General features: G+C 72.3%; 19 protein-coding genes and 2 tRNA genes. 10 read left to right on the top strand and 11 right to left on the bottom strand.

Translation table 11 applies throughout. The features are described from left to right. The first annotated feature begins 117 nt into the window (after positions 1-117). Positions 118-699: a DUF418 domain-containing protein gene (locus tag ACFYPH_RS04670; RefSeq protein WP_387178953.1), complete on the top strand. Its 582-nt coding sequence runs from the start codon at positions 118-120 to the stop codon at positions 697-699. Beyond that, the gene (locus ACFYPH_RS04665; RefSeq protein ID WP_387178950.1) at positions 675-1,121 is read left to right on the top strand and encodes a DUF418 domain-containing protein; all 447 of its coding nucleotides are present in this window, start codon (positions 675-677) and stop codon (positions 1,119-1,121) included. The genes ACFYPH_RS04670 and ACFYPH_RS04665 overlap by 25 nt, the downstream gene beginning before the upstream one ends. Before the next feature lie 203 nt (positions 1,122-1,324). Here the strand turns inward: ACFYPH_RS04665 and ACFYPH_RS04660 are convergent, their stop codons facing one another. After that, positions 1,325-2,014, bottom strand: coding sequence for a vancomycin high temperature exclusion protein (locus tag ACFYPH_RS04660; protein WP_387178947.1), 690 nt, complete (start codon positions 2,012-2,014; stop codon positions 1,325-1,327). Positions 2,015-2,165: 151 nt separating this feature from the next. Between ACFYPH_RS04660 and ACFYPH_RS04655 the strand changes: the two genes are divergently transcribed. Beyond that, positions 2,166-4,319: a HelD family protein gene (locus ACFYPH_RS04655; RefSeq protein ID WP_387178943.1), complete on the top strand. Its 2,154-nt coding sequence runs from the start codon at positions 2,166-2,168 to the stop codon at positions 4,317-4,319. Here the strand turns inward: ACFYPH_RS04655 and ACFYPH_RS04650 are convergent. From ACFYPH_RS04650 to ACFYPH_RS04640, 3 genes are all read right to left on the bottom strand, one after another. Beyond that, positions 4,291-4,698, bottom strand: coding sequence for a hypothetical protein (locus ACFYPH_RS04650; RefSeq protein WP_355066943.1), 408 nt, complete (start codon positions 4,696-4,698; stop codon positions 4,291-4,293). The genes ACFYPH_RS04655 and ACFYPH_RS04650 overlap by 29 nt on opposite strands. Before the next feature lie 14 nt (positions 4,699-4,712). Next, complete coding sequence (locus ACFYPH_RS04645) at positions 4,713-5,615, bottom strand: ParA family protein (RefSeq protein ID WP_354855172.1); 903 nt, start codon at positions 5,613-5,615, stop codon at positions 4,713-4,715. Positions 5,616-5,798: 183 nt separating this feature from the next. Then, positions 5,799-5,874: transfer RNA gene (locus ACFYPH_RS04640), tRNA-Lys, on the bottom strand. 188 nt (positions 5,875-6,062) lie between these two features. On the opposite strand from ACFYPH_RS04640, the gene ACFYPH_RS04635 reads away from it, so the two are divergent. Further along, positions 6,063-7,334, top strand: a complete 1,272-nt coding sequence (locus ACFYPH_RS04635) for an Ig-like domain-containing protein (protein WP_387178939.1) — start codon at positions 6,063-6,065, stop codon at positions 7,332-7,334. A gap of 251 nt (positions 7,335-7,585) precedes the next feature. After that, positions 7,586-8,875, top strand: a complete 1,290-nt coding sequence (locus tag ACFYPH_RS04630; protein WP_354855170.1) for an Ig-like domain-containing protein — start codon at positions 7,586-7,588, stop codon at positions 8,873-8,875. Positions 8,876-9,015: 140 nt separating this feature from the next. On the opposite strand, the gene ACFYPH_RS04625 is transcribed toward ACFYPH_RS04630, so the two are convergent. Beyond that, positions 9,016-9,091 (bottom strand) — tRNA-His (locus ACFYPH_RS04625). Positions 9,092-9,238: 147 nt separating this feature from the next. Further along, a complete protein-coding gene (gene orn, locus ACFYPH_RS04620) occupies positions 9,239-9,829 on the bottom strand; it encodes an oligoribonuclease (protein WP_354855169.1) in 591 nt (196 codons plus the stop codon). A 73-nt stretch (positions 9,830-9,902) separates the two neighbouring features. Here orn and ACFYPH_RS04615 point away from each other — a divergent pair, with 73 nt between their 5' ends. Further along, positions 9,903-11,180: a glycosyltransferase 87 family protein gene (locus tag ACFYPH_RS04615; RefSeq protein WP_354855168.1), complete on the top strand. Its 1,278-nt coding sequence runs from the start codon at positions 9,903-9,905 to the stop codon at positions 11,178-11,180. A gap of 111 nt (positions 11,181-11,291) precedes the next feature. On the opposite strand, the gene ACFYPH_RS04610 is transcribed toward ACFYPH_RS04615, so the two are convergent. The 3 genes from ACFYPH_RS04610 to ACFYPH_RS04600 form a co-directional block, all read right to left on the bottom strand. Next, positions 11,292-12,269 carry a hypothetical protein gene (locus tag ACFYPH_RS04610; protein ID WP_387178934.1) on the bottom strand — a complete coding sequence of 326 codons (978 nt, stop codon included), beginning with the start codon at positions 12,267-12,269 and terminating at the stop codon, positions 11,292-11,294. Between the two features lie 151 nt (positions 12,270-12,420). Further along, positions 12,421-13,152 (bottom strand): YcnI family protein, encoded by a 732-nt coding sequence (locus ACFYPH_RS04605; RefSeq protein ID WP_387178931.1) that lies wholly within the window; start codon positions 13,150-13,152, stop codon positions 12,421-12,423. A gap of 17 nt (positions 13,153-13,169) precedes the next feature. Then, positions 13,170-14,834, bottom strand: a complete 1,665-nt coding sequence (locus tag ACFYPH_RS04600) for a copper resistance CopC/CopD family protein (RefSeq protein WP_387178928.1) — start codon at positions 14,832-14,834, stop codon at positions 13,170-13,172. A 202-nt stretch (positions 14,835-15,036) separates the two neighbouring features. Here ACFYPH_RS04600 and ACFYPH_RS04595 point away from each other — a divergent pair, with 202 nt between their 5' ends. From ACFYPH_RS04595 to ACFYPH_RS04580, 4 genes are read left to right on the top strand one after another with little or no spacing between them, the layout of a single operon-like run. Next, entirely contained in the window at positions 15,037-15,618 is a 582-nt protein-coding gene (locus ACFYPH_RS04595) for a sigma-70 family RNA polymerase sigma factor (RefSeq protein WP_354855165.1), read from the top strand. 32 nt (positions 15,619-15,650) lie between these two features. Beyond that, positions 15,651-16,175: a MauE/DoxX family redox-associated membrane protein gene (locus tag ACFYPH_RS04590; protein WP_387178925.1), complete on the top strand. Its 525-nt coding sequence runs from the start codon at positions 15,651-15,653 to the stop codon at positions 16,173-16,175. Then, entirely contained in the window at positions 16,168-16,884 is a 717-nt protein-coding gene (locus ACFYPH_RS04585; RefSeq protein ID WP_354855163.1) for a thioredoxin domain-containing protein, read from the top strand. The genes ACFYPH_RS04590 and ACFYPH_RS04585 overlap by 8 nt, the downstream gene beginning before the upstream one ends. Next, positions 16,881-17,993: a hypothetical protein gene (locus ACFYPH_RS04580; protein WP_387178922.1), complete on the top strand. Its 1,113-nt coding sequence runs from the start codon at positions 16,881-16,883 to the stop codon at positions 17,991-17,993. Before ACFYPH_RS04585 ends, ACFYPH_RS04580 begins: the two co-directional genes overlap by 4 nt. Here the strand turns inward: ACFYPH_RS04580 and ACFYPH_RS04575 are convergent. Together ACFYPH_RS04575 and cbiQ are read right to left on the bottom strand one after the other, a co-directional pair. Next, positions 17,977-18,735 carry an ABC transporter ATP-binding protein gene (locus ACFYPH_RS04575; protein ID WP_355066935.1) on the bottom strand — a complete coding sequence of 253 codons (759 nt, stop codon included), beginning with the start codon at positions 18,733-18,735 and terminating at the stop codon, positions 17,977-17,979. The genes ACFYPH_RS04580 and ACFYPH_RS04575 overlap by 17 nt on opposite strands. Further along, complete coding sequence (gene cbiQ, locus ACFYPH_RS04570) at positions 18,732-19,502, bottom strand: cobalt ECF transporter T component CbiQ (protein ID WP_354855160.1); 771 nt, start codon at positions 19,500-19,502, stop codon at positions 18,732-18,734. Before cbiQ ends, ACFYPH_RS04575 begins: the two co-directional genes overlap by 4 nt. Between the last annotated feature and the right edge of the window lie 9 nt (positions 19,503-19,511).

The raw sequence follows: 19,511 nt of genomic DNA, 5'->3' as shown, positions 1-19,511 counted from the left end.
GGTAGGGCCTGCCCCACCGGCGACCTTCCCGCTCACCGGCTGTCACCTGGACAGGCCGTTTCATAGCGTCACAGAGGAGCCATCGAAACGATTTCCTGTTCGCCACGGGGTGGTCGCGTGACGTTCTCCATCGAAGACCCGCCAGTCGTGGATGACGGGTCGCCCGGGACGTTCTCCCGGATCGCCGACGTCGACGCGCTGCGCGCCGTGGCGCTGCTCCTCATCCTGGTTGTCAACATCGCCTTCTTCGCCTCCGGCTACCCCTTCCATCTGGTCCCCGATCCCGCCCACGACTCGTGGGGCGACCAGGCGGCCCGGTGGGTGGTCGAGGCGCTCCTCGCGATGAAGGCGTACCTGCTCTTCTCCTTCCTGTTCGGCTACAGCTTCACGCTCCAGCTCGACTCCGCCGCTCGGCGGGGCGTCGACTTCGCTCCCCGGTTCCGGCGACGGCTGGCCGGGCTCTTCGTGCTCGGGATCCTGCACGCGGTGCTGTTGTTCCAGGGCGACATCCTGACCACGTACGCACTGCTCGGCCTGGTCCTGCTCGCCACGCGAAGAGTCGCCGTCGGGACCGCGCTGCGCGCCGCCGTCCTGCTGACCGGCGGAATCGGTTTCGTCCTCGCGCTCGCCGGCTCCGCACCGACGTCGTCGGGAACCGGCGCCTCCTGCGTCGGGTGCAGCAGCTGGGCTATCCGATAGGCCTGGCCGGTGCGGTGGTCTTCGCCTCGGATGGGGGCACCGCCAACCTGACCGGACTGACGGTGGGCGTACTCACCGCGCCGCTGCTCGCGGCCGCGTACGCCGCCACCCTTCTTGAGTTCTTCCAGACCGACCGGGGACGGCGGGTGGTCGCCGTACTCGCGCCGGCCGGACGGATGTCCCTGTCGAACTACCTGGGCCAGTCACTGCTCTGCGTACTGGTCTTCACCGGCGTCGGGTTGGGTCTCGCCGGTGCCGTCGCACCCCCGGTCGTCCTCCTCATCGCGGTCGCGATCTACGGCGTGCAGCTCGCCGCCAGCGCGGCGTGGATGGCCCGGTTCCGGTACGGACCGGTGGAGTGGCTGTTGCGGGCCTGGACCGAGCAGCGGTGGCCACGACTGCGGGCCACGGACCCGGCCTGACGGGCCCGCCCTGGCCGTCCGGACAGGACGGTCAGGGCCGTCTGTCGGTCGCCTGCGCTGGCTGTGCGGCGTCGGCGAGAGGCTGGGACGACGAGGGGAAACGTGATGGCGAACAGCGTGCCGTGGTCGAGGCGGCTCGTGACGTCGATCGTGGCGCCGCGCGCCCCGTCACTGCCCCTCGCGCTGGGTGGCGCGCCGCCGGTTCAGCCTCGCAGGGCGTCGTCGACGCCTGTCTCGTACCGGCCCAGGTACACCGGTTCACGCCGTGACAGCACGTCCCACGCCGCCTTGTCGGCGGCGCCGTACTCGCGCGCGACGCCCCGGCGCCACAGCGGCGCGTACCGCTTGGCCGTCTCGTCGCCCACGCCGTTGGCCTCGACGCCGAGGGCCCGGCAGAGCGTGACAGCCCGGTCCAGGTGAAAGGACTGGGTGACTACGGTGGCCTGGCGCACCCCGAAGATCTGCCTGGCCCGGGCGCAGGAGTCGTACGTGTCGAAGCCGGCGTGGTCGAGCACCACCTTCTGGTCGGGCACCCCCCGGTCGACCAGCCACTGCCGCATTGCGCCCGGCTCGTCGTACCCCCAGTTCATGTGGTCACCGGAGACCAGGATGGCATGGACCTTGCCGGCCGTGAGCAGTTGCCGCGCGATCTCCAGCCGGGCGGCCAGGAACGCCGACGGCTGCCCGCCGGGGTCGACCTGGGCGCCCAGCACCAGGGCCACCGGCGCCTCGGGAACGTCCTCGACGGTGAAGGTCCGGCCCTCCGCGCCAGAGCGGACCCACACCACGCTGCCCCCGGTGACCGCGCCGGCCAACACCGCCCCGAGCGCCGCCACCAGCAGGGCGCGGCGCAGCCAGCGTGCCCGGTGGGCGCCACGAATCGCACTGAGCACTCGACGAAGACGAGACACGGCCCCAGTATCGCGGCTCGGGCAAGGACGGTGGGTGTCCATCCACGGCCGACGCGGGGTCGGACCCGACCGGTACGGTAACCGGATCGAATCCCGTCGGTCCCACGGGCCGGCTCGGGTGTGGGGAGGGTGCGTGACGTCCAGGGCTGCCGAGATCGCCGCCGAGCAGGCGTACTTCGATGCGGCGGCGGCGCACCGGAACCGACGTCGCGATGACCTGCGGCACCTGCCGTCCGCCGCGGCCCACTCCGGCGCCGCCGCGCACCTGCGCCGGTACGCCGACGCGGCGCAGCGGGCGTTGGGTGCGACGGACGAAGCGGTGGCGTTCGGCCGGGTGGACGCAGAGACGGGCGACACCTGGTACGTCGGGCGGCACCTGATCCGGGACGCCGAGGGCGAGGTGCTGGTGGTCAACTGGCAAGCGCCGGCCGCCGCAGGCTGGTTCGAGGCCACCCCGGAAAACCCAGCGGGGGTACGTCGCAAGCGCGCCTTCATCTGCGCCGGGAACACGATCGAGGAGGTCGCCGACACCATCCTCGCCGAGATCGCCGAGGCGGTGGACGCGCAACTGCTGGCCGATCTGGCCCGGGGGCGTACCGGCACCATGCGGGACATCGTGGCCACCATTCAGGCCGCCCAGTTCGCCCTGATCCGCGCCCCGCGCGACCAGGTGCTGGTGATCGAGGGTGGTCCCGGCACCGGCAAGAGCGCCGTGGCACTGCACCGGGTGTCCTGGCTGCTGTTCCAGCACCGGGACGACATGTCGGCGCCGGATGTGCTGGTGGTCGGGCCGCACCCGACCTTCGTCCGGTACATCGGCCAGGTGCTGCCGACGCTGGGCGACGACGGGGTGGAACTGCGCGACGTCGGCCGGCTCGGCCCGGATGTGCCGCGGGGCCGCACCGAGCCCGACGCGGTCGCCCGGATCAAGGGCGAGGCCCGGATGGCGGGTCTACTGGCCCGCGCGCTGGACGCCCGGATCGGCGCCCCGGACCCGGCCGAGCGGCTGCTGGTCGGCGGCCGTTTCGTCACCCTGCCCGGTGTCGAAGTGGCCGAGGCGCTCGCCGCGGCACGGGCGGCGACCCTGCCGTACGGGGGCCGCCGTGGGCTGCTGCGCGACCGGCTCACCGCCCTGGTCGCCGCCCGGACCGGGCTGGACCCGGCCCGTTCGGAGGCGGTCGGCAATCTCACCGACCGGCTCTGGCCACCGCAGACCCCGGCCGGCTTCCTGCGTGACCTGCTGGGCTCCACCGCGCGGCTGCGGGCAGCCGCCGGGGACGAGTTCACCCCGGCGGAGGTGGCTGCGCTGCACCGGCGTGGCGCGGACCGGTTGTCCCGGGAGACCTGGTCGGCAGCGGACCTGCCGCTGTTGGACGAGCTGGCGCACCTGATCGACGGGCCGGGCCGGCGGTACGCGCACGTGGTGGTCGACGAGGCACAGGACCTGTCCCCAATGCAGTTGCGCGCGGTGGCCCGACGCAGCGCCACCGGGTCGCTGACGGTCGTCGGTGACCTCGCCCAGTCCACCGGCAACTGGGCGCGCGACTCGTGGGACGAGGTGCTCACCCACCTGCCGACCGTGCACCCGGCGAGGATCACCCCCCTGCGGTACGGCTACCGCGTACCCCGCCAGGCGTACGAGACGGCGGCGCCGCTGCTGCCGGTGGCCGCGCCGGGCGTGACACCGGTGGAAGTGGTCCGGGACGGGCCGGCGGACACCGGCGTGCACCGGGTGGGCCTGGCCGAGCTGGCCGGCCGGGCGGTCACGGTGGCGCGGGGGCACGCCGAAGCCGGCCGGTTCGTCGGCATCGTCTGCCCGCCCCGGCAGCGGCGACCGGTCGAGGCGGCGCTGGCCGCGAACGGGATGACCTGGAGCAGCGCCGACCGGGGCGAGTTGGGCGGCGCGGTCAACCTGATCAGCCCGCAGGAGGCCAAGGGCCTGGAGTTCGACGCGGTGGTGGTGGTCGAACCGGTGGAGATCGTGGCCAGTGACGAACGCGGCCACCGGCTGCTGTACGTGGCGCTGACTCGCACGACCGGGCACCTGGACATCGTCTGCACGGGCGACCCGGTGCCGCTGGACGCGCCAGTCCGGCCCCGGCCGTCGATGGACGACCCGGCGGACGCGACGTTCACCCGGCGGGAGGCGCACCGGCTTGCCGAACATCTCGCCGGTCAGCTCCGCGGCGCGGCGCCGCCGGCGTTCTGGGCCGACGTGCTGGCCGAGCTGCGGGCCAGCCTGCTGCCGGAGGACGCGGTCAGTTCCGGGCGGCCGACGGACGGCTGATGGCGGCCGAATCCAGCCGTCGGCCCACCGTCCACTGCAGGATGTCCTGCTCGATGTCGGCCTTCTTGGCCTTGCTGGGCACCGCGATGCCCAGCTCCCTGGCCAGCGCCCGCAGCTTCACCACGGTGAGCTTCAGGTCGGCGAGGTAGCGGGCGCCGGCCGCCCGGTCGCCGATCGCCGCGAGGTCGGTGCGGACCCGGTTGGTGTCCACGCCGGCCGAAGCCGCCGTCGTCGTCCGGGCGGCGGGCCGGGCCTTGTCGACGACGGCGAGCTTCGCCGCGCCGTCGGCCAGGGCGGCGAGCTGGTCGGCGGGCAGCGCGCGGACGAACTCCGCCACCCGCAGGAGTACGGCGTGGGCGAGGTCGGCGGGGTCGGACACCGGTGGCTCTCCTTCTAGGGGCGGGTGCGGGCCAGGAACTCGCTGGCCAGCTGCTGGAGCTCGTACTGCACCTTGTCGTTGGCGTTCGGCACCAGCACGGCGGGCAGGTGCCGTTCACCGGCCGTGCCGAACAGGGTCTTGTTCTCCCGGATGGTCTGCCGGAACACCGGGACCTCCAGGTTGTCGGTGAGCCGCATGTAGTTGCGGGACGCGGTGATCGGACCACCCGCGGCGTACTGGATCATAGTGAACACCACGCCCAGGTACTGCGGGTCGATGGTCGGGCCGGGGGCGGCCACCCGGTTGAAATCGCGGACCAGCTCGGAGACCTTGCTGCGCAGGTAGTCGATGCCGAGTGTGGACAGGTAGTCGGGCTTCGCCGGGGTCAGGATGTGTTCACTGGCCACGATGGCCGTCCGGGTGACCATGGTGAAGTTGGGCGCGCAGTCGATCAGGATGTCGTCGTACCCGGCGAACTCGTCGGTGGCGAGCGCGTCGGCGAGCGCCCGGTGCAGCGGCAGGAAATGCGGGCTGCCGTGCTGAAAGCGTGACCCGCCGAGGGCCGCGGCGAGGTCCAGATCTACGTCGACGAGCTGAAGGTGGGAGGCGATCAGGTCGAGCCGGCCGCCGTCGGGCAGCAGCGCGTTGACCGGCTCCGGGGTGAGCACGTACGGGTGCAGCGCGCCGGTGGGCTCGTCGGCAAGCACCGAGCCGAACCACTGCAGGATGGTCCTCTCGTACGCGAGGTCGGTCTCCCACTCGGCGGCCGGATAGAACGAGAAGGTGAGGCTGGCCTGCGGGTCCAAGTCGATCAGCAGCACCTTGCGGCCACGGGCGGCGAGCTCGGCGCCGAGGTTCATGGTGATCGTGGTCTTACCGACCCCGCCCTTGTAGTTGATGACGGACGTGATGCTCATGCCGGTCCCCGCATCGCGACATGATCTCAGGAACGGGTAGCCCCGGTCGAGGTGAGCACCGGCGTCTCCGAGCAGGACGACACCGACGGGCCCGGTAGCGCCCGGCAGGTCGCCCGCGCCGACCGCAACGTACGCGAAAAAGGCCCCGGCCTGGTGTGAACACCAGATCAGGGCCTTGCTCGTTGGTGCGCCGCCAGGGACTCGAACCCCGAACCCGCGGATTAAGAGTCCGCTGCTCTGCCAGTTGAGCTAGCGGCGCTCGTTCGGCAACGGAGAGAACATTAGCACCCCGCCAACTCGGGCTCCAATCCGGTTACCCGACTCCCCCCTTCGGTCGAGCTTAAGGGACATACAGTCATAAACCGACCGCAAGCTCCGGGGCAGGGGCATGGGTCGGGGCACTGATGGGGCACGATGTCCGCCAGGTACGCGAGAACAGAGGTGGGGATGGCACGGTTCACGCGAGCCGGGGCGGTGGTGGGCGCTCTGACCCTGGCGGCGTCGCTGGCACTGACCGGGTGCGGCGACGAGCAGAAGAAGCCGGAATTCGTCGGCGGGGCGTCGACAGGTGCAAGTGCCGTACCCGAATCGGCTGCGCCGTCGGCCCCGGGTGGGTCGAGCGCGCCCAGTGGGCCGGCACTGACGCTGAGCCCGGCCAACGGCACGAAGAACAAGCCCGTGAGCACGGAGATCAGCGCCAAGCTCCCGGACGGTGGCAAGGTCGCCTCAGTCACCCTGGCCGCGGCCGGCGGGGGTGCGGTGGAGGGCAAGCTGCGCACCGACGGCTCCGCCTGGGTGCCGTCCGCTCCCCTGAAGTACGGCACCAACTACACCGCCACGGTGACCGCTACCGGGCCCGACGGCACGACCAGCCAGGGCACCAGCACCTTCACCACGATGGCCAAGCCGAAGTCGACCATCGGGTCCGGCCTGTACCTCTTCGACGACAAGAGCTACGGGGTCGCCATGCCGGTGGTCACCGAGTTCCACCCGGGCATCCCGAAGAAGGACCGGGCCGCGGTCCAGAAGCGGATGTTCGTCAAGACCGACCCGCCGCAGCCGGGCGCCTGGCACTGGGTCGACAACGGCACCCAGGCCTACTACCGCGCACCGGAGTACTGGCAGCCGGGCACCACCATCACCGTGCGGATCGCGCTGGCCGGCGTGCCGCTGAGCAACGGCAAGTACGGCGACGTCGACCGCAAGGCCACCGCCAAGGTCGGCCGGTCGTTCGTGATGAAGGTCGACAACGCCACGAAGAAGATGTCGGTGTACGAGAACGGTGCGCTGTCGCGCACCATCCCGGTGAGCCTGGGCAAGAAGAGCACCCCGTCGTCGAGCGGGACGATGGTCGTGATGGAAAAGAAGGAGACCACGGTCTTCGACACCCGCGACGATCCGGACCCGGCCAACCGCTACGTCACCGAGATCGACTTCGCTCAGCGGCTCACCTGGGGTGGCGAGTACATCCACGCCGCGCCCTGGTCGGAGCATGTGCAGGGGCGGTCCAACGTCTCGCACGGCTGCGTGAACGTGTCGACGGCGAACGCCAAGTGGCTGTTCGACAAGACGCGGATCGGCGATCCGATCACGATCAAGGGCACCGAGCGCAAGATCGTCGCCGGCAACGGCTGGACGGCATGGAGCCTGAGCTGGTCGGAGTTCGTGAAGGGCAGCGCTCTGCCGGTGCCCAAGGGTGGGTCCGGCCCGGCGCTCTGACGGTTCGGCTCCTTTGCGCCGGCCCTGCCGATGGCACGGGCCGGCGCGTACCCTTGCACTGCCCGCGCCGTGACGACGGCGGCGGCGACCCTCAGTCCCGGCACAAAGACGAGCCCGAATCACGAAACGCCGGATGGTACCAAGATTCCGGCATCCTGATCGGCGTGTTCCGGTTCACCCTCGGCAACCGAGGCCGGTTCTGGCGCGTCATTAGGAGACGATGGGTCAGGGACCACGACTGTGAGGACATCATGCGAGCTAGCCAGGACCAGCTGATCCGGCCCCGTGGGCGACGCCGCGTGCTCGCGGCGGGGCTGCTCGCCGTGGCGCTGGCCTTCACCTCCGCCTGCACCAACGGCGACGGCGGCAAGCCGTCCTCGTGGCAGGGCGGCGACGAGAGCCCGGCCCCCAAGGCGGCGGCGACCATCAGCGAGCCGGCGGCGGACGCCAAGGACGTGCCGGCGTCCACCGGCATCACCTTCACCACGAAGGACGCCGAGGAGACCACCGTCGACCTCAAGGACGCGTCCGGCAAGGCGGTCGAGGGCACCCTCGCCAAGGATGGCAAGACGTGGCTTCCGAACGGGGCGCTGGAGTACGCCACCAGCTACACCGCCACGGTCACCGCCACCGGCGACGACGGCCGGCCGGCCACCGCGACCAGCACCTTCACCACGATGGCCAAGCCCGACAAGCAGGTACGGGTGAGCAGCTTCCTCGGCGACAACCAGGTGGTCGGCGTCGGGATGCCGCTGATCGTGAAGTTCAGCCGTGCCGTTCCGGAGGACTACCGCGACGACGTGCAGCGCCGGATGACGGTGACCTCGACGCCGGCCCAGGAGGGCATCTGGCACTGGGTCAGCCCCACCGAGATCCGGTACCGGCCGAAGGAGTTCTGGAAGGCGAACAGCAAGGTCTCCTACCGCGTTCAGGCCGGCGGCCTGCCGATGGGTGACGGCTACTACGGCCGCTCGGACCTCTCCGTGGACGTCAAGATCGGCTCGTCGCTGATCATGACCGTGGACAACAAGACCAAGCGGATGACGGTGACCCGCGACGGCTCGGTGATCAAGACCATCCCGGTCAGCCTGGGCAAGAAGAGCACCCCCTCGTCCAGCGGGACGATGGTCGTGATCGAGAAACTGCGTAAGACCGTGTTCGACACGATGGAGGAGCTGGGCCCCGAGGAGGGATATCGCACCAAGATTGACTTCGCGCAGCGGCTCACCTGGGGTGGCGAGTTCATCCACGCGGCCCCTTGGTCCGAAGGGCAGCAGGGCAGCGTCAACGTCTCGCACGGCTGCGTGAACGTGTCGATGGCCAACGGCGACTGGCTGTTCAAGAACACCCAGATCGGCGACCCGATCACGGTCAAGGGCACCGAGCGCAAGCTCCAGAACGGCAACGGCTGGACCGACTGGAACATGAGCTGGGACGAGTACGTCAAGGGCAGCGCCCTGCCGTACGAGCCGCCGGCCGACCCGGACGCTTCGCCGACCCCGGACGGCGCCGTCACCCCGTCCGCCACGCCGACCGCCTGATCCAGGCACCTGGATCGACTCGAGATCCAGGGAACCGGGGTATCCGACGAACCCGGATACCCCGGTTTCCGGTAACCGGAGTGGATCACCAGCCAGCCCCGAAACGACTCAGGCCCCCTCCGAGGAGGGGGCCTGAGATATGGGGTGACTGATGGGAATTGAACCCACGACAACCGGGACCACAACCCGGTGCTCTGCCAACTGAGCTACAGCCACCACGCCTCCGACGCCCGGTCGATCGCCCCGGGCGGGGTGCGGACCAATAATAGCCACACCACCGCTCACGGCGTCCAGCGGGTTCCCCGCCGACCGCGCCGAGCACCGACAGCAGGGGCCGGCGAGCGCCGTCCGGGGCAGGCGCCGTCAGAGGTCGGCGGCGATGGCCTTGGCGGTCTCGACGTCCGGGCCGGGCAGCGGGACGAAGATGGTGCGCCGGTAGTACTCCAGCTCCCGGATGCTCTCCCGGATGTCGGCGAGCGCCCGGTGCGCCAGGCCCTTCTGCGGCTGACCGAAGTACACCCGGGGGTACCAGCGGCGGCAGAGTTCCTTGATCGACGAGACGTCGATCATGCGGTAGTGCAGGTGCGCGTCGAGGCGGGGCATGTCCCGGGCGATGAAGCCACGGTCGGTGGCGATCGAGTTGCCGCACAGTGGCGCGGTGCGCGGGTCCTTGACGAAGGTGCTGATGTACTCCAGCACCCGGTCCTCGGCCTCGGCCAGGGTGACCGCCGAGCGGCGGACCTCCTCGGTGAGGCCGGACTTGGCGTGCATGGTCTGGACGATCTCCGGCATCGCCTCCAGCGCGGCCTCGTCGGCGTGGATCACCACGTCGACACCATCACCCAGCACGTTGAGGTCGGGGTCGGTGACCAGTGCCGCGACCTCGATCAGCTTGTCACTGCCAAGGTCCAACCCGGTCATCTCACAGTCGATCCAGACGAGGAGATCAGCCACCGGGACAGCCTACGCGCAGCCCACGCCCCACGGCTGCGCGCTCTGGACCGGACGGACCGCTAGGGTTTCTCAAGTGCCAGCCGAACCCGTCGCACCACCCGCCGTCACCGACGACGATCCCGGTGGCCGTACGGTCCGTCGGCTCGTCGCGATCGTGGCGCTGATCGCCGTGCTGCCGGCGCTCTACCTGCCCGGTCTGGTGCACAACTTCTTCGACCTGAAGATCTACATGTCGGCGATGGACTGGTGGACGGCGGGCCACCCGCTCTACGACTACGTCCAGCCGGACCGGGTGCAGGGTGAGCTGTACTTCACGTATCCACCCTTCAGCGCGCTGCTGCTGTGGCCGTTCGGGCTGATCCGGCTCGGCGCCACCGTGGTGATCTTCACGGTGCTCACGGTGGTGGCCGTGGTGGTGACCACCCGGTGGCTGGTGACGCCGGTGATCGCCCGGCACCACCTGCCGCGAACGTTCACCCTGACCGTGGCCGTGCTGCTGGTGCTGGCGGTGGAGAGCACCCGCGAGACGATCACGTTCGGGCAGATCAACATGCTGCTGGTCGTGCTGATCCTGGCCGACCTGCTGTTCGCCGTACCGCAGGCGCGGCGCTGGGCCGGGGTCGGCGTGGGGCTGGCGACGGCGCTCAAGCTCTTCCCGGGCATCTTCATCGTGTACCTGCTGGCCACCCGACGGTGGCGGGCCGCCGCGGTGGCGAGCGCGACGGCGGCGGCGGCGACCCTGCTCGCGGCGGCGGTCGCGCCCGGGGACTCGTGGCGGTTCTGGACGCAGGAGCTGTGGGACAACGACCGGGTGGGTCGCACCGACTACACCGGCAACCAGTCGCTCTTCGGGCTGCTCAGCCGGTTCACCGCGCCGGAGAAGCCGGACCGGCTGCTGTGGCTGCTGGTGGTCGTGGTGGTGGCCGGTTACGGCCTGTGGCGGGCGGTCCGCGCCGCGCGTGCCGGTGACGCGCTGACCGGCCTGACCCTGACCGGTCTGGTCGGCGCTCTGGTCAGCCCGATCACCTGGACCCACCACATCTACTGGTTCGTGCCGGCGGTGGTGCTGCTCGCCGATGCGGCGTTGAGCGCGAACCGGCCGGAGGAGTTCCGCCGACGGCGGTGGCTCGCCGGGCTCGCCGTGGGCACCGCCGCAGTGATCATCTACGGCGTGGTGTCGTTCCACGACTGGGGGGTGGCACCGGTCCGCACCGACGACCCGGTGGACTTCGTGCTGCGCAACGGCTACGTGCTGCTCAGCCTGCTGCTGCTGGTGGTCCTGCCGGTCCGGGTGGCCCGCCCGATCCGGACTGAGGAAAAGTCGCACCAAATGGACACAAGTCCCCAGTAGCCACCATCGGCGCTAATCTGGACTCACCTACCTCAAGCGTCGCTCGGGTAGCACCGATCCCCCGGTGAGAGTGGCCCTCCGCGTCGGCAGCGCGGAGGGCCACTCGCCGCTTCAGTCCGTCCGCACCGGCCGTGCCGTGGGCTCGGTGCCGGTGGGCGGCCACGCCAGGCTCAACGCCACCTCCGGCGGCCGGGGCAGCCGCGCCGGAGCGTCCAGGTCGGCGAGGGTGACCGGCCGGATCGGTTCGACGCCGGACGCCGACCGCTGCCACTCGGCCGCGCCGGAGCCGACCGGGGCGAGCTGTCGCACCGCCGGCAGCGGCGGGGCCGCATCGGGATCCCGGGCGCTGAGGCCACTGAGCGACGTGACCCCGAGCCGGCCGGCGAGCACCGGCACCTGGTCCGGTTCGACCACGAAGACCACCTCGCGGGGACGCGGCGGGCGCAGCAGGAGCAGCACCGCGCATGCCACCAGCAGCACCCCCGCCGCCAGCAGGCCCCAGGTGACCGGGCCGACCCAACCCGCACGCAACTCGGCGCGCAGATCCAGGCTCAGGTCGGCGCGACCGTCCGGGCGCATCACCACCAGGCTCATCGACTCGCCGCTCAGCTCGTCGGCGCTCCACTCGAGGGTGCCGACACCCTCGCGTACCCAGAACGGGCGACCGAGCGGGGTGGGGGCCGCACCGGCGGTCGGGGCCGCCGCCGGGACCGCCGGGTCCGTGCGAACCGGCAGCGGACCTCGGGCCAACGCCACCCGGCGGACCGAGGCGTACGGCACGGACTCCAGCCACCGGCGCACCTCGGCGGTGGGCGCCAGCCCCACGAAGGCCGGGCCGTCGGGCGTACGGGCGTCGAGCCGCAGGCGGGTCTGCGCGCCACGCGCGAAGGGCGCCTCCCGCCGCAGCAGCCGGTCGAGATCGGTGACCACGACCGCGTGGCCGGGTGTGCGGACCGTCTCGAACCGGGCGGCGAAGGTCCCACCGGGGTCGGCGTGCCGGGTGACGAGCCACAGCCCGCCGCCGGCGAACAGCGCCGGAATCCCGATGACCAACAGCAGCAATCCGGTGATCACCCGCACGAACCGCATTCGCAGCGTCCCCCTCCGTAGCCAGATACCCGGCCGACCTTACCGACGTACACCGGCTGATCAGGGGATATCCACGGCACGGCCGACTTCGGTCCCGGGAAGCACGCTGGCCCGCCGGATTGTCCGGCGGGCCAGCGGGTGAGCGACGGGGTCAGGGCTTGACGACCGGGCCCCGGCGGGTCCGGGCGAACGCGAGCCCGCCGAGCACCAGACCGGCCAGGCCGGCGACCAGGCCGGCGATGCCGAGGCCGATCGCGGTGCCCTCGCTCTCGTCGTCGTCATCGTCTGCCGCGGCGACGGCCGTAGCGGCCGGGGCGGCCGACGCCGACGGCCCCGCGGCGGTGAGGGTGAGCACCGGAGCGGGCTTCTCCGGCTCCGCGCCGCCCGGCTGCGGCTCATCGATCCAGCGCACGACGTTGCCGTCCGAGTACGTCTGCAGGGTCTTGAAGACCATGGACTCGACCTTCGGCAGCGGCCCCATGGAGACGCCAAACTCCTGGAACTGGCCCGGCTTGACCGCCGCGTCACCGGTCGCCGTCCAGGTGATCTTGGAGACCGCCTCGGTGAGCTGGCTGCCGTGCACGTCGATCGGCGGGTCCACCTTGCGCTTCTCCGTCGCCACCGTCCAGCCGGGCACCGGGATGGTCGACACCGAGCCGATCGGCGCGTTCTCCGGCAGCACGACCTCCAGCTTGGTGGTCGACGCGGTGTCGCTCTCGTTGGGCACCCGGAACGCCACCCGGGCGTAGCCGCCCTGGGTCGCCTCCTTCGGGTTCACCGTCACGTGGGCGGACGCCGGCCCGGCGAAGCCGAGCACGGCGGTGGCGACGGCGGTGAACGCCAGGGCGGCAGCGGCGGTTGCGGTACGCCGGAAACGGATCATGGGCTTGGGGAACCTCTCTAACGGATGGGCACGGTGGCGGTCACCGTGGCCTGGTCGATGTCGGACGTGCGAACGGTGATCTTCAACTGCCAGTCGCCGGCGGCCGGCAGGCTGATGTCGCCGTAGGAGTGGTTGTCGGTCAGCGGCAGCAGCGGCAGCTCGATCGGCTCGATCCCGGCCGAGGGCAGCGCGGCGGTCGCCCGCCACTCCGCCACCGGCTGCGGCTGGTTGTCCTTGGTGTACGCGTACAGGTGCACCGAGTTGTTGCCCCGCTCGGCCGGGTCCAGCTCGACCTGGAGGGTGAACAGCGAGCTGGTCAGGGTGGTGGAGAAGAGCCCGGCCTGGGTGCCGGACGGCCCGGCCACGGCGGTGCGGGCGGGCGTGGTCTGCACCAGCGTCGCCGACAGCCCCAGCACCACCACTGTGACGGCCAACTCGACCAGGACCGCCCGGCGCACCGGCGCCGGTCGCTGGGCCGCCGTGCGTCGACGGACCAACTGCCGGGAGTACGCGGCCACGGCGATCACGATCGCGAACAGCCCGATCTTGGCGAGCAGCAGCCGCCCGTACGTGGTGTTGAACAGGGCGTCCGGGGTGGCCACCTCGATCAGCGCCTGGACGGTGCCGGCCAGCAGCAGGGCCGACACGGCGAGCGCCGCCCAGCGTGACCAGATCGGCAGGATCGCGCCCAACTCCCGCTCGTCGGCCTGGCGCAGCAGGAAGACGGCGAGCATCAGCAGGCCGCCCAGCCAGACCGCCATGCTGCCCAGGTGCACCGCGTCGACCACCACGGAGACCGCCGGCGCCGGGGAGGCCGCCGGGTGCCCGGCCAGCGGCCAGGTCAACAGGGCCGCCCCGCCGAGCACGGCCAGGATGATCGCGTCGGCCCGGCCGGCCGGGCGGGCCAGCAGCGGGCGCAGCAGGAACGCCGAGGCCGCCAACAGGCCGAGCCGGACCAGGTGGGCGGCACCGAAGGCACTGCCGAACACGCTGCCGAACCCCTCGCCGGTCACCTCGAAGAGGCCACCACCGGCGGTGTAGGGCACCTGCAACCACAGGTCGGCGAGGGTGGCCACGGCCACCAGAGAGAGACCCACCCAGGCCAGCCGGGTGGGACCCCGCCGGGAGAGCCGGCGCGGCCACAGCGCGGCGAGCACCAGCGCCGGCCCGACCAGCAGCACCAGGCCGGCGTAGCCGAGGAAACGGGCCACCTTCACGGCGTTCTCCACCACCGGGTCGGCGCGGCTGTCGTTGCCGGAGTCGACCGGCGGCGCCGACGGCGCGCCCACCGAGTAGGTGAACGCGCCGGAGACCGGGTGGCTGTCGGCGGAGATCACCCGGAAGGTCACCAGGTAGGTGCCGCGCTGACCGGCCGGGTCGACCGGAATGGTGACCACGGCGCCCTCGAAGGACGGCTCGCCCCGGTCGGCCCGGGTGCCGTCCGGCGCGATGACCCGGATCTTGTCGGGGACCTTGCGGACCGACTCGCTGAAGGTGAGCACCACCTCGGCCGGCCCGCTCGGCACCACCGACGAGGCGGCCGGGCTGCTGCTCGACAGCACCGCGTGGGCGCTGGCCGGGGTGGCTGGCGCGATCAACAGGGCGACGACGGTGACCAGGAGGCCGGCGGCGGCGGCCAGCCGGGCGATCCAGCGGCGGGGTGCGACAGTCATGCCGGCCATGGTCGCCGACGGACCTGGATGTCGGCGACCCGAGGCGGAGGATCGGCTCACCTGCGGCCAGCCGCCAGCGCCGCGCAGGAGAGGTCGCGTGTCATGAGCAGGTAGTCGGCCGGCGGCGGGGAAAAGTTCCCGACGTGGCGCAGACCATCCAAGGGCCGAAGGACCCTGACGTCACACCCGGCGGCGCGTAGCCTGGTGTGTCGTGATCCCCGTCCCGCGTGACTCCGGTGCCGCCGGTGCGACAGGTGACGTCGCCCGGGACCCGGCGACCGAGTCGGCCCTGAGCGCGCGCGCCGGTGACGCCGCAGCCCAGGCCGTGTTCGTCCGGCTGACCCAGGCCGAGGTGTGGCGCTTCGCGGCCGTCCTGGTGGGCCCGGACAGCGCCGACGACCTCACCCAGGAGACGTACCTGCGGGCGTTTCGGGCCCTGCCGGCGTTCGAGGGCCGGTCCAGTGTCCGCACCTGGTTGCTCGGCATCGCCCGGCGGGCCTGCGCCGACCACCTGCGGACGGTGATCCGGCGTCGCCGTCTCGACGAGCGGCTGGCCGCGAACGCGTACACCGACCGTCCGCATCCCGACCCGGCCGGGCAGCTCGGCGCCGCCGACCTCGTGCGCCGGCTGAGCCCCGAGCGACGGGCGGCGTTCGTGCTCACCCAACTGCTCGGCCTGTCGTACGCCGAGGCCGCCGACGTCGAGGGGGTGCCGGTAGGCACCATCCGCTCCCGCGTCGCCCGGGCCCGCGACGAGCTGGTCGAGGCCGTCGGCGACGCCCTCACCGGTTGAGCCCGGAACTTCCGGAGCAGACGGGACGACAAATGACCGTGACCGCACCCCCCATCCGGGCCGGCCGTTGGGCGGCCGTGCGCCCCTGGCTCAGCACGGCGGCCCGCCTCGGCCTCGCCGCCGTCTGGTTGGTCGCCGGGGCGTCGAAGGTCGGTGACCTGGCCGCCTCCGGCCGGGCCGTGAACGCCTACCAGGTGCTGCCGTACGACGTGGCGACCGTGATCGGCGCCGCGCTGCCGTTCGTCGAGCTGGCCCTGGGCGTGCTGCTGCTGCTCGGTCTGGCCACCCGGCTCAGCGCGGCCATCTCCGTCGCGCTGCTGCTGGTCTTCATCGCGGGGATCTCCTCGGCCTGGGCGCGTGGCCTGGCCATCGACTGCGGCTGCTTCGGCAGCGGCGGGCAGCTCGCCGAGGGACAGGCCCCGAGTTACCTCCCGGAGATCCTCCGGGACCTGGGATTCTTGGTGCTGGCCGGATTTCTGGCGATCTGGCCGCGTACGCCCGTCTCGGTGGACGGGTGGCTGTCCGCCGAACCGGCCGTGGAGGACGAGGATGAGTAGTCGCAAGGGGCAGCGGGACGCGGCCCGGGTGGTCCGCGAGCAACTGGCCCGCGAACGACGCCGCCGCCGTACGCTCTGGGTCTCCGCCGCCGCCGTCGCCGTGCTGGTCATCGCCGGCCTGGTCGGCTGGAGCGTCTGGTCCAGCCAGCGCTCGGACACCTTCACCACCCCGCCCGGCGTCAACGAGGCCGGCACCGGCATCGTCACCGGCGGCGGGCCGGTCACCGTCGACGTCTACGAGGACTTCCTCTGCCCGGTCTGCAAGCAGTTCGAGCAGAGCAGCGGCGCGACGCTGGAGCAGCTGGTGGCCGAGAACAAGGCGAAGGTGGTCTACCACCCGGTCGCGTACCTCAACCGCTTCTCCACGACCGAGTACTCCACGCGCTCGTCGGCCGCCTCCGGCTGCGCGGCGGCCGGCGGAAAGTTCCGCGAGTACGCCAAGGCGCTCTTCGCCAAGCAGCCACCCGAGGGCAGCGCCGGGCTCAGCGACGACGAGCTGATCGACACCGGCGTCGGCGTGGGGCTGGACCGGGGCTCGTTCGGGGGCTGCGTCTCCGATGGCACGTACAAGACGTGGACCGAGCACGTCACCGAGGAGGCCAGCCGCAGCGACGTCACCGGCACGCCCACCGTCCTGGTCAACGGCCAGCCACTCGCCGACCGCAGCCCGCAGGGCCTCACCGCGGCCGTGGCGGCGGCCGGCAGGTGATCCGTACCCTGCTGGCGGGCGCCACACTGATCGCTGCCACCGCCTGCGCGGCGACCCTGCTCAGCGCGGCGCCCGCCGCCGCGCACGGCGCGGACGCCCCGGACGGCTCCGACTACCGCACCCGCGTCACCGGCGTCACGCCGGCCCGGCCCGGCCTGACGGTACGGGTGATCGAGGCGGGCGCCCGACTGGAGCTGACCAACCGCACCGGCCGGGCGATCGAGGTAATCGGCTACTCCGGCGAGCCGTACCTGCGGGTCGGTCCGGACGGCGTGTACGAGAACAGCCGGTCCCCCGCCACGTACCTCAACCGCACCCTCGCCGGGGACACCGCGCTGCCGGCCGACGCGGACCCGGCCGCCCCGCCGTCCTGGCGGCGCGTCGACGACGGGGCCACCGTGCGCTGGCACGACCAGCGGGCCCTGTGGCAGGAGTCGGCACCACCCGACGCGGCACGCGTCGCGCCGGAGCGTGAGCACCGGGTCCGGGACTGGACGATCCCGCTGCGCGACGGCGCCGACCCCGCGCAGATAGCCGGCACGCTGGACTGGGTGCCACCGCCGGACGCGTACACCTGGTGGGCGGTGACCATCGTCGGTCTGCTCGCGGTGGGCGCGCTCGGCCTGCTCGCCGCCGCCTCCACGGCCGGCGCCCGGGCGCTGTCCGCGGTCGGCGTGCTGCTGGTCGTCGGCGGCGCGGTCGCCGTGCTCTACCCGGTGGGGCGAGAGCTGGACGCTGGCGCCCAGGGCGTCGGCGGAGTGCTCGCCGGGCTGCTGGGCGGTCAGGTCTGGGCACTGCTCACCGGCCTGGGCGCGCTCGCCGCAGGTGGTTACGCGCTGGCCCGCCGCCCGGCGGCCGACTTCGCGGTGGCGCTGGCCGGCGCCTGCCTGGCCCTCTTCGCGGGCGTGGCGAACGCCGCGGTGTTCAGCCGGTCGGTCGCCCCGGTGCCGTGGTCACCCGAGGTCGCCCGCGCCATGGTGGCCGCAGTCCTGATCACCGGCGTCGGCGCGACAGCAGCCGGAGTCCTCCGCCTACACGCCGCCTCCCGCGCCGCGACACGATCAGCCGAGGCGGCGGACGCCCAGCGCGGGGCTACGCCCGCGGGGTGAAGCCGTAGGGGAGTTCCAGACGGTGGCGGGCCAGCAGAGGCTCGTTGCTCAGCAGGTCGACGGTGGGGGCGTCCGCGACGATCCGGCCGCCGTCCAGGATCACCGAGCGTTCACACAGCTCCGCCGCGTACGGCAGGTCGTGCGTGACCATCAGCAGGGTCACCGGCAGGCCGCGCAGGATCTCGGCCAACTCGCGCCGGGCCGCCGGGTCCAGGTTCGACGAAGGCTCATCCAGCACCAGGATCTCCGGGTGCATGGCCAACACGGTCGCCACCGCCACCCGTCGGCGCTGCCCGAACGAGAGGTGCTGCGGCGCCCGGGCCCGATGCTCGCTCATCCCGACGGCGGCCAGCGCCTCGTCCACCCGGGCGGCCAGCTCCGCGCCGCGCAGGCCCAGGTTGGCCGGCCCGAACGCCACGTCCTCCGCCACCGTGGGCAGGAAGAGCTGGTCGTCCGGGTCCTGGAAGACGATGCCCACCCGGCGACGCACCTCGGCCAGGGTCGCCCGATCCGGCGTGACCGTCAGCCCGCCGACACTCACGCTGCCCTCGGTCGGGGTGAGGATGCCGTTGAGGTGCAGCACCAGCGTCGTCTTACCGGCGCCGTTGGGCCCGAGCAGCGCCACCCGGTCGCCGCGCGGCACCGTCAGGTCCACCCCGTGCAGGGCCACGTGCCCGTCCGGGTACGCGTACCGGACGCCACGAACGTCCAGCGAGAGGGCGGTCTGCACGACACCGATCATGTCAGCACGACGGCGGTCGCGGCGATGGAGGCCGCCACCACCGGCACGGTCGCCGCGACCAGCCACTGCCCGGCGGTCGCCGCGCCGTCGCCCTGCCACACCGCGGGCATCCGCCCCGTGTAGCCCCGCGACAGCATCGCCAGGTAGACCCGCTCACCGCGCTCGAAGGCACGCAGGAACAGCGCTCCGATGCCGGCGGCGAAGCCGCGCAGCTGCCACAGGAAGCGCGGGTCGTCACCCCGCGAGATCCGCGCCACCCGCATCCGTCGCGCCTCCCCGACCAGCACGTCGAGGTAGCGCAGCATGAACGTGGCGATCTGGGTGAGCACCTGCGGGCAGCGCAGCCGGTCCAACCCGACGATCAGGTCCCGGGTGGTGGTGGTCGCCGCGAGCAGCAGCGAGGCGAGGACACCGAGGGTCCCCTTGGCCAGGATGTTCCACGCCCCGTGCAGGCCGTCCTCGGACAGCCGCAGCCCCAGCACCTCGACCCGCTCGCCGGTGCCCAGAAACGGCAGCGCCACCGCGAACAGCACGAACGGCAGCTCGATCAGCGCGCGACTGAGCAGCCAGCGCGGCCCCACCCGGGCCAGCGCCGCCACCGCGGCCACCAGCAGGGCGTACGCGCCGAAAGCCCAGAACGCCTCGCGCGGGGTGGCCACCACGGCGATCGTGAAGACCACCATCGCGACGATCTTGACCTCGGGCGGGAGCCGGTGCACCGGCGAGGTCGACTCGCGGTACAGCACGTGCCCGTGACCGGCACCCATCCGCGTACC

This window comes from Micromonospora sp. NPDC005252, assembly GCF_042872475.1.
In the GTDB taxonomy this organism is placed as follows: Bacteria; Actinomycetota; Actinomycetes; order Mycobacteriales; family Micromonosporaceae; genus Micromonospora.
This window is presented reverse-complemented; position numbering and strand designations above follow the sequence as displayed.

Bases quoted from the DNA above. Each gene is read 5' to 3' on its own strand.
- ACFYPH_RS04575 (WP_355066935.1), bottom strand. From the start codon at position 18,735: ATGATCGGTGTCGTGCAGACCGCCCTCTCGCTGGACGTTCGTGGCGTC.
- ACFYPH_RS04585 (WP_354855163.1), top strand. From the start codon at position 16,168: ATGAGTAGTCGCAAGGGGCAGCGGGACGCGGCCCGGGTGGTCCGCGAG.
- ACFYPH_RS04630 (WP_354855170.1), top strand. From the start codon at position 7,586: ATGCGAGCTAGCCAGGACCAGCTGATCCGGCCCCGTGGGCGACGCCGC.
- ACFYPH_RS04600 (WP_387178928.1), bottom strand. From the start codon at position 14,834: ATGGCCGGCATGACTGTCGCACCCCGCCGCTGGATCGCCCGGCTGGCC.
- cbiQ (WP_354855160.1), bottom strand. From the start codon at position 19,502: ATGGGTGCCGGTCACGGGCACGTGCTGTACCGCGAGTCGACCTCGCCG.
- ACFYPH_RS04645 (WP_354855172.1), bottom strand. From the start codon at position 5,615: ATGAGCATCACGTCCGTCATCAACTACAAGGGCGGGGTCGGTAAGACC.
- ACFYPH_RS04590 (WP_387178925.1), top strand. From the start codon at position 15,651: ATGACCGTGACCGCACCCCCCATCCGGGCCGGCCGTTGGGCGGCCGTG.
- ACFYPH_RS04605 (WP_387178931.1), bottom strand. From the start codon at position 13,152: ATGATCCGTTTCCGGCGTACCGCAACCGCCGCTGCCGCCCTGGCGTTC.
- ACFYPH_RS04610 (WP_387178934.1), bottom strand. From the start codon at position 12,269: ATGCGGTTCGTGCGGGTGATCACCGGATTGCTGCTGTTGGTCATCGGG.
- ACFYPH_RS04635 (WP_387178939.1), top strand. From the start codon at position 6,063: ATGGCACGGTTCACGCGAGCCGGGGCGGTGGTGGGCGCTCTGACCCTG.